The organism is Undibacterium sp. KW1 (genome assembly GCF_009937955.1).
GTDB lineage: Bacteria > Pseudomonadota > Gammaproteobacteria > Burkholderiales > Burkholderiaceae_D > Undibacterium.
In genome coordinates, this window is sequence record NZ_AP018439.1 from 5,910,770 (window position 1) to 5,924,716 (window position 13,947).

At 52.7% G+C, this 13,947-nt stretch carries 16 protein-coding genes; 4 read left to right on the top strand and 12 right to left on the bottom strand.

What is annotated here, in order from left to right; all coding sequences use genetic code 11:
- Window positions 1-39: 39 nt before the first annotated feature.
- From UNDKW_RS26685 to UNDKW_RS26700, 4 genes are all read right to left on the bottom strand, one after another.
- Window positions 40-903 (bottom strand): DUF1700 domain-containing protein, encoded by an 864-nt coding sequence (locus UNDKW_RS26685; RefSeq protein ID WP_162061236.1) that lies wholly within the window; start codon window positions 901-903, stop codon window positions 40-42.
- Window positions 904-1,107: 204 nt separating this feature from the next.
- Window positions 1,108-2,670: a glycerol-3-phosphate dehydrogenase gene (gene glpD / locus UNDKW_RS26690; RefSeq protein WP_162061237.1), complete on the bottom strand. Its 1,563-nt coding sequence runs from the start codon at window positions 2,668-2,670 to the stop codon at window positions 1,108-1,110.
- A complete protein-coding gene (locus UNDKW_RS26695; protein ID WP_162061238.1) occupies window positions 2,667-3,800 on the bottom strand; it encodes an SMP-30/gluconolactonase/LRE family protein in 1,134 nt (377 codons plus the stop codon). Before UNDKW_RS26695 ends, glpD begins: the two co-directional genes overlap by 4 nt.
- Window positions 3,801-3,944: 144 nt before the next feature.
- Entirely contained in the window at window positions 3,945-4,448 is a 504-nt protein-coding gene (locus tag UNDKW_RS26700) for a hypothetical protein (protein WP_232063135.1), read from the bottom strand.
- 122 nt (window positions 4,449-4,570) lie between these two features.
- Between UNDKW_RS26700 and UNDKW_RS26705 the strand changes: the two genes are divergently transcribed.
- Both UNDKW_RS26705 and UNDKW_RS26710 read left to right on the top strand, forming a co-directional pair.
- Entirely contained in the window at window positions 4,571-4,804 is a 234-nt protein-coding gene (locus tag UNDKW_RS26705) for a hypothetical protein (protein WP_162061239.1), read from the top strand.
- A 12-nt stretch (window positions 4,805-4,816) separates the two neighbouring features.
- Window positions 4,817-5,473, top strand: coding sequence for a thiol:disulfide interchange protein DsbA/DsbL (locus UNDKW_RS26710; RefSeq protein ID WP_162061240.1), 657 nt, complete (start codon window positions 4,817-4,819; stop codon window positions 5,471-5,473).
- Window positions 5,474-5,541: 68 nt separating this feature from the next.
- Here the strand turns inward: UNDKW_RS26710 and UNDKW_RS26715 are convergent, their stop codons facing one another.
- The 7 genes from UNDKW_RS26715 to UNDKW_RS26745 all read right to left on the bottom strand — a co-directional run bounded on the left by UNDKW_RS26715 (window position 5,542) and on the right by UNDKW_RS26745 (window position 12,252).
- A complete protein-coding gene (locus UNDKW_RS26715) occupies window positions 5,542-5,937 on the bottom strand; it encodes a YccF domain-containing protein (RefSeq protein WP_162061241.1) in 396 nt (131 codons plus the stop codon).
- Window positions 5,938-5,984: 47 nt separating this feature from the next.
- Window positions 5,985-7,208 carry an ABC transporter permease gene (locus tag UNDKW_RS26720; RefSeq protein WP_232063136.1) on the bottom strand — a complete coding sequence of 408 codons (1,224 nt, stop codon included), beginning with the start codon at window positions 7,206-7,208 and terminating at the stop codon, window positions 5,985-5,987.
- Complete coding sequence (locus UNDKW_RS26725; protein ID WP_162061242.1) at window positions 7,205-7,960, bottom strand: ABC transporter ATP-binding protein; 756 nt, start codon at window positions 7,958-7,960, stop codon at window positions 7,205-7,207. The genes UNDKW_RS26720 and UNDKW_RS26725 overlap by 4 nt, the downstream gene beginning before the upstream one ends.
- On the bottom strand, window positions 7,960-9,201 hold the full coding sequence (locus UNDKW_RS26730; RefSeq protein ID WP_162061243.1) for an efflux RND transporter periplasmic adaptor subunit: 1,242 nt from the start codon (window positions 9,199-9,201) through the stop codon (window positions 7,960-7,962). Before UNDKW_RS26730 ends, UNDKW_RS26725 begins: the two co-directional genes overlap by 1 nt.
- 105 nt (window positions 9,202-9,306) lie before the next feature.
- Window positions 9,307-10,860, bottom strand: a complete 1,554-nt coding sequence (locus tag UNDKW_RS26735; RefSeq protein WP_162061244.1) for a hypothetical protein — start codon at window positions 10,858-10,860, stop codon at window positions 9,307-9,309.
- Complete coding sequence (locus UNDKW_RS26740; protein WP_162043857.1) at window positions 10,860-11,594, bottom strand: ABC transporter ATP-binding protein; 735 nt, start codon at window positions 11,592-11,594, stop codon at window positions 10,860-10,862. Before UNDKW_RS26740 ends, UNDKW_RS26735 begins: the two co-directional genes overlap by 1 nt.
- A 145-nt stretch (window positions 11,595-11,739) precedes the next feature.
- Window positions 11,740-12,252, bottom strand: a complete 513-nt coding sequence (locus UNDKW_RS26745) for a DUF1269 domain-containing protein (RefSeq protein ID WP_162061245.1) — start codon at window positions 12,250-12,252, stop codon at window positions 11,740-11,742.
- Between the two features lie 51 nt (window positions 12,253-12,303).
- Between UNDKW_RS26745 and UNDKW_RS26750 the strand changes: the two genes are divergently transcribed.
- Both UNDKW_RS26750 and UNDKW_RS26755 read left to right on the top strand, forming a co-directional pair.
- Window positions 12,304-12,582, top strand: a complete 279-nt coding sequence (locus UNDKW_RS26750; RefSeq protein WP_162061246.1) for a hypothetical protein — start codon at window positions 12,304-12,306, stop codon at window positions 12,580-12,582.
- Window positions 12,583-12,695: 113 nt separating this feature from the next.
- The gene (locus tag UNDKW_RS26755; protein WP_162061247.1) at window positions 12,696-13,439 is read left to right on the top strand and encodes an ABC transporter substrate-binding protein; all 744 of its coding nucleotides are present in this window, start codon (window positions 12,696-12,698) and stop codon (window positions 13,437-13,439) included.
- 55 nt (window positions 13,440-13,494) lie between these two features.
- Here UNDKW_RS26755 and UNDKW_RS26760 read toward each other — a convergent pair whose 3' ends face one another.
- Window positions 13,495-13,887, bottom strand: coding sequence for a VOC family protein (locus UNDKW_RS26760; RefSeq protein ID WP_162061248.1), 393 nt, complete (start codon window positions 13,885-13,887; stop codon window positions 13,495-13,497).
- Window positions 13,888-13,947 lie beyond the last annotated feature (60 nt).

Here is a 13,947-nt window from a genome sequence, read left to right on the forward strand (position 1 = left end):
AAAACCAAGTAAAACTAAAAATCGAAAACTGCGAACTCATCAGGCTGCATGAGCCAGCTGTAATTGCGACAGGTTCCAGCGCAAATAATGCTTGAAGCCGATGAAAGTGTATTTGGTCATGAACATGCTCAACATCATCAGGGCAATCGAAGCCAGCAGCAAACCCAGGCCTGAGAATAACTTGGTGCCGGAAAAGTGATTACCAAGCTCTATATGCAGTTTTTCTGTCTGGCTTTCTGTGCTGACAGTCCGGGTAACCGCAGTTGCCGAGGCGGCTGAGGCCGTTGCTGAAGTAACTGAAGCAGCTGATGTAGCCGAAGCCGCAGATGCCGTTACCGGTGCGGCGGATACCGAAGCTGCCGCCTGGCCATGTTCATCCTGTTTTTCACCATCAATGAGGATACCTGTTTCTGTCACATCCACCCTGACATTGTGATTGCGGATACGATGACTATCGTTATGATTATGTACATGGTGCCTGCCAACGGGGATATCAAAGCTGAACTGCTCAACACCAGAGATGCTGGCTGCAGTAATGCCTATGCCAGCCACATACATCACCATGGCCACTATATAGGCTGAGCACAGCAGGCTGAAGTAGGCCACTGCCGGGATCAGCATGAACAGGTTGAAAATCATCAGGCCTATCAGTGCGATCAGCAAACCTGCCACATTGCCTATGCTGAAATTCGTTTTTAATGCCTGATAACGTGTGCTGGCTTTCTTTTGTGCCGCCAGCAGTTCAGGCTTGGGCAAACCCGTAGCGATTTCTTCTTCAGACTTGCCAGCCACCATGGCATCAATGAACTTGCGCTCATATTCCCACATGGTGTCTTCAATGACGTTTGCGGGCAAGCCATCCAGGGCTTCGCGCAGTGCATTCATATATGCAGTCTTGTTCATGGCCATCTCCCGTTTTTGATTTGGTATGATCAGAATAAGCAAAGCCAGGAAAGCTAGCCACAGACTTGCGACAGTGCGCAAATTTCTGGGGATAAACTGCGAAACTTGGGGATAGTCAGCAGCCGTATGCTGCACCAGGAAACGAGGATGATAGTAGTTTGCCATGACATCTGCGTGTCAGGCTGAATGTCAGGCTGATAGCGGCTAGAGAACAGCTGGCTGGATTTGCGCAATATGCCGGTCCAGCCATTCCTGCAAATGACTGCTGTCTTCACCCAGCAAATGCAGGCCCAGCCGGCTACGGCGCCAGAGTATGTCATCGACGGTGCGTGCCCATTCATGCCTGACCAGATAAGCCGCTTCTGCTACGTAGAGACCCGGCACCAGCATCTCGCCCATGTCAGCCAGTGAGTATTTATCTTTAAGCAAGACGTGTATGCGGCTGCCGTAGGCGTGGGCATAGCGTTCTGCCAGGTGCGGTGGCAGCCAGGCATATTGTTGCTGGCATTGTTGTATGAATAAGTGAAATTCACTGACGGCGCGGTTTTCTGGCACTTCGCCATAAATATCACCGCCTGGCAGGCAGGCATGTTCTGTCCAGGCAGAGTTGGCATTATTCAGCAAGGGTGCCAGCATGGACAAGGCCTCTTCGGCCAGTTTGCGGTAAGTGGTGATTTTGCCACCAAATACGTTCAGCACCGGTGCACCGGCAGTATCAAGTTCCAGCCGGTAATCGCGGGTCAGGGCGGCGGCTTTTTCCTTGCCTGTTCCCACGGTTTCTTCCACCAGCGGGCGTACACCTGAATATGACCACAACACATCGGCAGGGCCGATGGCCTGAGTAAAGTAATGACTGGCCAGCTCACACAGATAGGCGACTTCTGCTTCACTGATCGCTACTTCGTCAAGCGAACCCTGGTAATCCAGGTCGGTCGTGCCGATCAGGGTAAAGTCCTGCTCATAAGGTATGGCAAATACGATACGGCCATCAGGATGCTGGAAGATATACGCATAAGGGTGATGAAACAGGCGCTGCACGACGATATGGCTACCCTTGATGAGACGCAAATGCTGGACTGCGCCCTGATGCAGGACCTGCTGCAAGGTGTTGATGGCCCAGGGGCCGCTGGCATTCACGAGGCTGCGGCTTTGCACCATCATCATGCTGCCATCAGCCTTTTGTAATTGCACCAGCCAGTGTTCCGCCTGCCGCCTGGCCGACACGCAGCGGGTGCGCGTCATGATGCTGGCCCCTTTTTCTGCCGCCTGAATGGCGTTCAGCACAACCAGACGGGCATCATTGACCCAGCCATCAGAATAGGCAAAACCACGGCGAAAGTCTGCCAGCAGAGGTTGCCCAGCTATATGTTTCTGTAAATTGATGGATTCTGCACCGGGCAGCAATTCACGTTTCGCCAGGTGGTCGTACAGGAACAAGCCCGCCCGTATCATCCAGGCCGGGCGCTGCCCTTTGTCGTGTGGCATGACAAAGCGTAAAGGGCTGATGATATGCGGAGCAGAACGCATGAGCACTTCACGTTCCTGCAAGGCCTTGCGCACCAGGCCAAATTCATAATATTCAAGATAACGCAATCCACCATGAATGAGCTTGGTCGACGCTGATGAAGTATGCGAGGCCAGATCATCTTTTTCGCATAACAGCACACTCAGGCCACGCCCTGCTGCATCGCGGGCGATGCCAGCGCCATTGATACCGCCACCGATGACGAGTACATCGACCTCAGGGATGGCGGGCATGCTTTTCATTTCTTGACCAGATGATTCGGTAACCAGCCTATGCCATGCGCATGCAGGCTCTGGATATACAGGCGGTCTTCGGTCTCGGTGACGCCTGTGGTCTCTGGATAATGCCCGGTCGGGTCTTGCAAGTCAGCGACGATTTTGCCAGCCTCATTGAATGCCAGCACATGACCATAAGCTGGTGGCACTGGCCACAATACGCGTGGCAGACGCAGGGTAATGCTGCGCAGCCAGGGTTTCTCTGCCATATTATCAATCGCCGCACCGCGTGGCTTGGCCAGACCCAGCCAGATACGGCCATCACGGCCACGCATGAGATTGTCGGGGTAGCCGGGCAAATCACGCAGCAGGATAGTGGCCAGTTTTTTATCCGGCTTGTTTTTGATATGCAGGGAGTTGGCAGTGATCGCTATTTTCCAGATACGGTATTCACCGGTTTCAGCAACGATGAGACTTTGTTCATCAGCACTGAGTGCCAGACCATTGGCAAAGCACAGCCCATCGGCAATCAGGCGCGTCTGTTTCGTGGCGGGGTCATATTCCAACACCCGCCCGGTCGCTGAATGTTCGAGGATGTCGAGTACGCTGGCATGGAAGGTGCCGCCAGATTCCTTGGCACCAAAGCGCTGGCTGGCATCCGTGAAATAAATCTTGCCGGATTTGGCAACGACAACGGCATCGGCATACAGGATGGGGCTGTCGCCTATCTTGTCAGTGAGGACAGTGATTTGCTTGTCTGGTGAAATCGAGAGTATGCCGCGAAAGGCATCTGCCGCAATCATATTGCCTGCAGCATCAAACATAAAGCCCAGCACCCTGCCCTCAGTATTGACCCAGACTTCACGCTGGCTGCCATCTGACTGCATGCGCAAGATCGCACCGGAGGTGACGGCGGCATATAGTTTGCCGTCCGGGCCCATGGCGATATGCTCGGGACCGGTTTCTTCGCCTATATCTATGGTTTTTAGCGCCGCCAGTTTTTCATTACGTGCATGCGGTGGTGAATAACCGGCAAACGGAGTAGCCTGCCAGGCAACCGGGTTGATAGGCACAGGTGCCAGCAAGAGATAGGCTGCCAGGATCGCTATCAGGGCTATGACCAGCAATAACAGGCGTATGATCCATTTTTTCAACACTCATCTCCTCGCATTTCCAGACCGTGCAAACAGGTTTCCCGCAGGGAAATTCAGGCAAGCCTGTATTTTGCACTGTCTGAATATAATTTTGATATTTATTTTAAGGGATGTTGCGAGAAGACAAACAGCGTCAGTGCAAGTCTGTCAACCGTGACAACGCACGGCATCATAGGTACGCAACCAGGTCATCTGCAAAATCCGCGCATCATTGCTGGCCCGGTGGCGCGAAATATTCAAGTCTTCCTGTACCTGGTCCTTGGTGGCATGCCACAGGCTTTCCTGCTGTGGACTGATGATTTCGCGCAAATCGGCCAGGCGAAAATTCGGCACCCTGTCGGCAGCATCATATAAGAGCGCCATCCAGACATAATCCTGGGTCCAGCCATCGGTATATACCGTCATGCCAGCCAGTTCGGTATTCAGTTGCTCGGTCACCAGACTGGCTGACTTGCCTCTCTCCACGAGGATTTCGCGCGGAATGCGGTGTATGCGGGCTGCATGGATGTCCCAGTGCTGCCAGTCAGACTCAGGCCTGATGAGGGTACACCAGCCTTCGCCATGGCGGCGCGAGTAACCTACCTCGATAGGGTAGCTACCTTTGCCAAAGCCTGAGGCTTCAAAGTCAATCACGATGGGCACGGTCATCATTGCAGATGCTCCATAGTCTGGGCTAAAACGGGCAAGGGACGATTGCTGCCGGGCTGACATCTCTCCCGTCACTCCGGTCTGGGACAGAAGTACGGTTTCATTTTTCTACGAATACCAGCGCCATGCAAGTTTTTGCACAAGATTTTGGCAGTTTGTCCGGCTATTTAAAGATATTTCATGAATATGTCGCAATTTATAACCTGTCTTTATCAATACGCCTCCAATATCCGAGAACAATTCCGCCAGCCGCCTGTCCAACAGCTGACTTCAGCCGCGAATGTGCTGAGACGCTGCCAAATTACCAAAATACTGGTAAGCTCAGCGCCTTGTTTTGCTACCCGATTTTTGCTACCTGATTAAAGGAACCCATGCGCTTCTTACGCTTATTATTTGTCACCCTGGGCTTTGTCTCTGCGACAGCGCTCGCCTCTCCAGCCGCCCCAAAAGAAGGTAGCGATTTCATTACCCTGAAAAACCCGCAAGCCACCCAGGCCACGGGCAAGAAAATTGAAATCATAGAATTTTTCATGTATCACTGCCCGGCCTGTAATGCGCTGGAACCAACCATCAATGCGTGGGTAAAAAAGCAGGGCGACAATATCGTTTTCCGCCGTATCCATTTGCCGCTGACTGGTGCCAAAGACCCGGAAGCACATCTGTTCCTGACACTGGAAGCCATGAACCTGGAAGCCAGCCTGCATGCCAAGGTATTGGCTAGCTGGCATGTGGAAAGAAACCGTTTGTCCAGCGACGATGACAATATTGCATGGGCTGTCAAGAATGGCATAGACAAGGCCAAGTTCGTGAGTTTTTATAATTCTTTCTCTGTCCTTGGCAAACTGCAAAGCCTGGGCAAGCTGGTTTCCAGCTACCAAGTCGATAGCACGCCGACCTTTGTAGTCGACGGCCGTTTCCTGACCAATCCTTCAATGGTAGGTGGCGCGAATAGCAATATTTCACGCGACCAGCTGGGCGCAGCGACCATGCAGGTACTCGAAGGCCTGATGGCGAAAAGCAAGAAATAAACCGCTACACCAAAACAAAAAAGCTCAGGACTAAAAATCCTGAGCTTTTTTGTTTTTTTGTTCTGGCTTTATTTATCCACGACAGTCTTGCCTATAGGCGCGATGGCAATTGCTGCCAGCTTCAGGTGTTGTATGCCAAACGGTATGCCTATGATGGTGACAAAGCAAAACAGGGCAGACATCAGATGGGCCAGGGCCAGCCAGATACCGCCAAAGATGAACCAGATGATATTGCCTATCATGCCCAGTGCCCCGGTACCTATATCCTCCTGCCCGCTGACATCCACACGGTTGACGACTTCTTTACCAAAAGGCATGAAGCTCAATTGCCCGATAACAAAGCAAGCTTTACCCCAGGGTATGCCGATGATGCTGATAAACGCAATCAGGCCTGCAAACCACCATGCCAGGCCAGTAACAAAGCCACCCAGTATCAACCACAAAATATTGCCTAATAAACTCATCGCTCGTTACTCCCTATTTTTTATCATTTGTTAGTCGTCAACATGTATCACTCATAGCGCAGGCAATCAACGGGTAATAGACGTGAAGCGCGCCGTGCCGGATAGAATCCAAAGAAGATGCCAACAAAGCTGGCAAAGCCGCAGGCCACCACCATCGCTTGCAAACCGATGACGACTTCGAGCTTGCCGGTAGAAGTAATCGCCGCCGCCCCCGCCATCGCCAGCAAAATGCCTATGATGCCGCCAACCAGGCAAATCACTACGGCCTCGGTCAGGAACTGCAACAACACATCACGCGGCTTGGCACCTATCGCCATGCGTATGCCTATTTCGCGGGTACGTTCAGTGACTGACACCAGCATGATATTCATGATGCCTATGCCGCCCACGATGAGTGAGATAGCACCAATGGCACCCAGCATCGCAGCCAGGCCAGCACTGATCTTGGCGCCGGTCTCGGCTATCGAAGCCAGGTTATCGATGCGGAAATCATCTTCCTGCCCGGCCTTGATATGGTGACGGTCACGCAACATATCTTTGATGTCTTCTTCAGCCTCCTTCAACTGCTTGTCGCTCTTGCCCTGCACCACGACATAATGCACATTGCGCGGGAAAGGGCTGCGCATCAGGGTCGCGCGGGCAGAGGTAATCGGGATCAGCACCATCTCACCGAGGTCACCACCATCAAACATGCGGCCCTCCCCCTGCAAGACGCCAACCACCTGAAAGGGCACATTGTCTATGCGTACGAACTGGCCTATGGGGTTGTCCTTGTAAAAGAACTGGTCTGCCAGCTTCTTGCCTATGATGACCATGCGTGCCGCACCACGGATGTCGGAATCGCTGAATTCATTACCCTGATCGACTTTCCAGTTACGCACCTTGAACATTTCTGGCGTGACGCCGAGCACGGCATTATTGGAATTGTCATTCCCCACCGTCAGCTGGAAAAAACCCTGCAAGGCAGGCGCAGCGCCATTCAGGCTGCTTAAATCATTCAGGGCCAATGCATCTTCTACCGACAATGAAGGCGCAGTACCAGTACGCGCGCGCACGCCCTGGGTACGGTTGGCACCAGGCGAGATAATCATCAGATTGCTGCCCAATACTTCCAGCTCCTTGGCAATGAATTTTTTCGCGCTTTCACCAACGGCCAGCATCATGACGACCGAGGTAATGCCGATGATAATGCCCAGCATGGTCAAGGCCGTGCGCAAGCGGTTGGCATTCATGGAACGGAATGCCTCTATAAAAACCTGGAGGAAATTCATTTGCCACCTCCCTGTGCTTCAGAGTATTCGGCATGCGAGGCTGCCAGTTGGCGCAAGCCTTCTGCTGCCGGACCATCGTATAAAACATGACCATCCTTGAGGCGTACCAGACGTTTGCTATAGGCCGCAATATCCGGCTCATGCGTGACCAGCAAAATGGTAATGCCACGGTCTGCATTCAATTGCTGTAGCGAACGCATGATGTCTTCACTGGTCTGGGTATCCAGATTACCGGTAGGTTCATCTGCCAGTATCAGTGGTGGATCAGCCACAAGGGCGCGGGCAATCGCCACACGTTGCTGCTGGCCGCCAGACAATTGATTCGGCAGGCGTTTGGCATACTCCTTGAGCCCCACTCTTTCGAGTTCCACCAGCGCTTTCTTGTGTGCCTTGTCGCGCCCGACTCCAGCATAGATCAAAGGCAGGGCGACATTTTCTGCCACGCTCATGCGCTTGATGAGGTTGAAACTCTGGAATACAAAACCGATAGTGCGGTTGCGTATGGTTGCCAGTTCAGCACGCGACAGGCTCAGGGTATCAACCCCATTGAGCAGATAAGAACCGCTACTGGCCTGGTCGAGACAACCAAGTATATTCATCAGCGTGGATTTGCCGGAGCCGGACTGGCCCATGACGGCCAGAAAGTCGCCGCGCGGCACCTGCACATCTATGCCATGCAAGACCTTGGTTTCTACGCCGCCAGAGAAATAACTCTTGGTCACCTGGCGTATCGCTATCAGGGTATCGCTCATCAGCGTGCCCCGGCTTTATCCAGTGCGCGGGTAATGACTTTGTCACCAGGTTTCAAATCACCGGAAATGACTTCGGTATATTTGAAATTCGACAAGCCGATTTTGACATCGACGGTCTTGGCCTGGTTCTTGTCATCGAGTTTGTAGAGTTTGAAGGTGCGGGTCAGGTCCTTTTTGGTACGGAAGGCTACGTCATCATCAACCTCAGGCGCTGGCAAATTGGCACTGGCGGCAGTTGAGGCAGTAGCTGATCCACCGGCATTTTTTTCCTTTTCCTTGAGTGCCTTGGCTTCCTTGGCCTGTTCTTCTTCGCTAGGTTTATAACGTAGCGCTGCGGTAGGGATACGCACGACGTTTTCACGGCTGCCAACGACCAGGCGTACTTGCGCTGTCATGCCGGGTTTCAGCAATTCATCCTTGTTATCGACATCCAGCACCACGTTATAGGTCACCACATTCTGCTGCACATTCGCCGCGAGGCGGAACTGGCGCAGCTTGGCTTCAAATTCACGGTCAGGGTAGGCATCGACGACAAAACGCGCTGGCAGACCATCCTTGAGCAAGCCGACATCGGCTTCCGATACGCTGGTATCGATCTGCATTTTGGTCAGGTCACGCGCTATCTGGAACAGGTTAGGCGTCTGGAAAGAGGCTGCCACAGTCTGCCCCATATCGATGGTACGCTTGATGATGACGCCATCTATAGGCGAACGTATGACGCTGTTGTTGAGGTCAGCCTTGACACGGTCAAGCTGGGCACGTGCCAGTTTGATATTGGCATCTGCCACTTCGACTTCGCGTTTGGCCTGGTCCATGGCGGTACCAGAGATGTAGTTTTGTGTGACCAGCTTCTGGTTACGTTCCAGCGTGGCTTGGGCCAGGCGTTTTGATGCCTCGGCAGATGCCAGACTCGCTTCACTCTGCTTGATCTGGGCATTGAAGATGGTGGGGTCGAGTTTCAGCAAGACCTGACCTTGCTTGACGCGGTCATTGAAGTCGGCCTTCAGTTCCACCACCGTACCTGACACCTGGGAACCGACATTGATCAACGCCACCGGATTGAGCGTGCCACTGGCCGTCACGGTCTGGGTGATATTGCCTTTGTCCACCACGGCGGTTTTGTATTTGGGTTCTTCTTCCTTGGCTTTGTTGTTTTCTTTCTGATAATAGCTGGCGGCTGCACCAGCGACGAGTAAAACAGCAATGGCTACAAAAACGCGTTTCTTCGTGAACACAGGCATGGTAAGAGATTTCCCAGGTTGTTAGGTACGCAGCAATGAAGCAAAAAGGAGCCAGAAAGAAGCTAAAAACAGACCAATAATAAACTGATGATAATAGACTGATGATTACAGATTTCGTTCAATACGGCTAAACCAGGCGACACCCAGGGCCAGTGTGGCAACGGCAAGGGGGGCAAATACCCAGATGCCAAATTGCATGCCGACAAAGACGCAGGCGGCCCAGGAAAAACTGGTGGCAGCCTCGAGCAGATTAGCCATCAATTGCGTCTGCCCGCGCTTGTTGAACTGGGCGCGGCTGGCTGGCTTGGATTGCCACAGGTGGATCAGCGCCGAACTCAGCATTGCTGCCAGGGTACAGGCGATGACGGCCAGGCCCAGCAAAAATTGTTGCAACAGCAGCCACAACAGCGCAGGCAAAATCAGCATCAATACAGGCAGGACTGCCGCCAGCAGTTTGCTGCTAAGGATGAAACTGCCTTTGACTGGCGCTGCCTGCAACAGGTCAGGCGCATCTTCCGCAGCGATGATGATCCAGATCAGTGAACCGGCCAGCGAGGCTGCCAGGAACACCATGCCGGATGCGACACCTGGCAATAGCGCCTTGGATTTGAAAATCAAAAAGAACAAGGGAGCGATGTACAGTAATTGCAGCAAGACCTGGGAAATCAGGTTGGGGTCGCGCGCTATCAGGCGCCATTCCTTGAGTATGATGGTACTGCGCAGACTGCGGCCAAAGTGAGTGGCATGCCCTGCCTTACCCTGCTCCTGAGGGACAGCTTTGCGGACTTGTCCAACTGCCTGTTGCACGCCTGTGATAAAAAATCTGTGGGTGGACTGTGCTGTCAGCCAGTAAATCAGGGCACTGAAGAGCAAAAAACCCGCGATCGCGCCAGGGGAACCAAAGAAAGCCCTGGCAGGTATCCACACGATGCTGTCTGCATCCAGCGTGCCACCGGGCTGGAACCAGGGCATGATATGCTTCAGCACGCCTTCACGCATGTCCTTGCCGAGGTTGCCGAATAACTGGGTGATAATAAACATGCCCGCACCAGTCAGGGCACCAAGGATTTGTGCCACCGTCTTGGTCTTGCGTACCCCCAAGCTCTTGACCAGCGCCAGGGTCAGCAACATCGACAGAGCCGCGGCCAGTATGGCCATGGCAAGCAAGGCAGGATAAATACCCAGCCAGCGCCATTGACCCAAGATCAATCCTGTATTCGCCACCGGCGTCAGCAAGGCAAAGAACCAGATGCCTACAGAAAAGATAATGCCGGTCAGCCTGACCTTGAATATGGTCTTTGATGACAGCGGCGACGACAACAGCAAATCCAGATCGCCACGCTCGAACAGCGCCCGCACGCTGCGCGTCAAACCCAGCGACAGCATGAAACTGAAAATCACCAGCATGGCGAGACCTGCGCCAATCAGCAAGGGTGCTGGCAGCGCGTCCTGCAAGGCTGGCATCTTGCGCATGAGCAGCCAGACACCAAAGTGGGCAGACAGATACATGAAACCCAGGAAGCACATGCCAAATGCAGACATGCCACGCGCCGCCTTGCGGCCAGGCTTGTTCTCGCCCATATCATAGTAAGCCAGACGACACTCGTGCGCCAGCAACCAGGCAGCGCTGCCTGGTTTGAATTGCAAGACACGCGCCATTATGCGGGCTCCGTCAATTGCAAAAAGACTTCTTCCAGTGTGCCCGCAGTCTGGCTGGTCTGGTTGCGCAATTCTTCCAGCGTACCTTCAGCAATGAGCTTGCCGTTTTGTATGATGCCTATGCGCTCTGCCAGGCGTTCTGCCACGTCCAGAATGTGCGTCGTCAGGATAACGGTGCCACCCTGTTTGACATGATTCAGCAAAACATCCTTGACCTGTCTGGCAGCGGCTGCGTCCAGACCAGTCAGAGGTTCATCAAGGATGATCAGTTCAGGCTGGTGTATCAATGCTCCTGCCAGTGCCAGCTTTTGCTTCATGCCGCGCGAAAAACCTTCAGTCAGCTCATCTGTGTGCTTCAATAAATCCAGCCATTCCAGCAATTCACGCGCCTTGGGTTCGGCGACTTCTGCCGGGACACCCCACAGGCCAGCGACAAATTCCAGGTACTCAAATGGCTTGAGCTTGTTGTACAACATGGGGTCGTCGGGCAGGTAAGCGAGTTTACTCTTGGCCAGTGCAGGGTCAGCAGCCAGTTCCTGTCCCAGTATATGGATGCTGCCAAAATCGGGAGAGATCAACCCTGCCACCATGCGCAATGTCGTGGTCTTGCCCGCACCATTGGGGCCCAGCAAGGCATATAACTCACCACGGCGCACGGTAAGGTTCAGGTTCTCTACGGCTGGGCGGCCAAAGTTCTTGCACAGCTTGTGCAACTCAAGGGCATTCACTGTCATGTTCGGCAATGTTGTCTAAAAACTAGCCATTGTATGCCGAATTGGCGCTTATGCAAGCAGGTCGTTTTGGAGGAACAAAGATGCCGCACCCTGACCGAAAAGAACAAGGTGCGTACATGAAGAGAACAGCCCTGTAACTACTCCATTAGCTGAATACCGGCACATGCGGATCAACACCACCAAAGCGGATTTCAGGATGACGATTACTGACGAGCTGCTGGATTTCTGCTATCCGCTTGAAGGGCACATCCACCATCAGCAAGACTTTGCCGCTTTCTATGTCGTCCATAAAAGGCTGGAGACTGGAACTGGGTATGGACTTGGCTGCCTTGCCGGATGCCCAGGAGCCAAATAGCGAACCACCTATCGCAGAGACCAGTACCGCCAGTATGCGCATTTCCATGCCTTCGGGCGGGAAGATGAGCCACAGTCCACCCGCCAGCAAACCAGCGATACCGCCGATGAGCATGCCAACTTCGGCACCATGTATGAGATCCGTTTTCTGGAAAGAATTGGCTTCCGGCATATCGGCTGGCAGCGTGCCTTCCCTGGCGCAAAAATGCATGTGTCGCTCATCTATGCGAGCAAGTAAAAGTTCATCGAGCATGGCCCTGGCGCTGGCCAGATCAGGCAACATGAAATACAGTCTGCGTCTCATGACTATCTCCATCAAGGTAAGAAAGCACTGAGGCTTTGCGAGAATATCGCGGTGACCACCATGGTCAGGGGACAAGACAGCAAGCATCGTATGCTCTGCCGGGTTGCTTGCAAGATAAGCTGGCCTGTTGTTGAAGCTTGCCTGGCCATCTTGGTTTTACAACAGTCTCCAGCAGAAAAAACGACAGGATGTGCAACTGCCTTAATCATTGTTATAGACAATTCCAGGCAAAATACAAATGGCAAATTACTCTCGGCCTGGACACTTATTTGGCAGAAAAAATCAGCCTACGTGATAAAAATTCGCTTGACCTGCCCAGCCATAGCCTGAATACTGGAATTTCTCTGGGAACATGATTTTTTCCCAGACTTGCAAGCTTGGTAAAACGACCAAAAAATGGCTACATCAAGCTATATTGGCTACATTTGCAGTATGGGACTGAGATGAGAAAATTCATTTTCCTGCTTGCTTTGCTGTTCAATCTGCCCTGTCAGGCGCAGCCTGCTGCCGACGGGCAAATCAAATGGGTCTCTGCAGAATTACCTCCGTATCTGTGGCTACAGCAAAATGCTCCGCAAGGTTATGTGCATGAATTGATTACGGCCATGTCAACCCAACTAGGGCGCAAACCCAATCTCAGTATTTACCCCTGGGCGAGAGCAGTCAAGATGACCAAGGAAGGTCAGAATTATGGCGTCTTCCCACTGGACAGAACAGCAGACCGTGAAAGCAGTTTTAAATGGCTGATACATCTGGGCACAGCGCCTAACCGCTTTTTTGGCAAGCGCTCTGGCAGTGTCAATATAGAAAACGCAACGCTGGAACAGTTGCGCGGCTTGCGTGTGGGTATAGTGCGTGGCTCTTCGCTGGAAAACGATTTGCACGCCCAGAATTTCCGGAATATTCAGTATGAAAAAGATTACCAGAGCCTGCTCAAGTTATTGCAACTGGGTGGCCTAGATGCCGTGTATTCCGGCTATGCCATCATGACATCAGCGATAGAAGAATATGGCTTCCGCCTGGAAGATTTCAGCACAGGTCTGAACATGGGCAGCGCCGAACTGTATATGGCCAGTTCCATAAATGTCAGTGAAGATGAAGAACGGGCCTGGCGCAAAGCCTATGAAGCTTTACAAAAAGATGGCACGGTACAAAAGCTGCGCAAGAAATATTTTTCCTGGGAATAGCGGCCCCGCTTTTTTAACAAAACGAGGGCTGCAATGATGGCGGCAATGGTAAGTCTCACCCTCCCATGGGCGTGCACAATTCCACCAGGCTGCCATCAGGGCAACGCAAATAAGATACTACCTGGCCCCAGGGTTTTTCAGCCGGGGCAGACAATTCCTGGGCACCCAAAGCAATCGCCTGCGCGTGAGCAGTTGCTACATCAGCGGTGGTAAATGCGACTTCCATGCCCAGCGGTTTTTCTGAACTGTGTGCAGCCACATGACCACAGGAATAATTCATATCACCCATGGCATGCGCGGCAAATGCCAGCGTCGTGGCACCGGTATCGAGCTCGCCGTACATGCCTGATTCATGCAGGAAACGGGTAGCAAATCCAAAGGCTTTCTCAAAGAAAGCCAGCGATGCGGCAACGTCAGGGACGTAGATAATGGTGTAAGCGAAGTTCATGTCTCATTCCTTATTTTTTCAACAGACTAAAGCTGGTCTCATCATGCAGGACAAGACCAG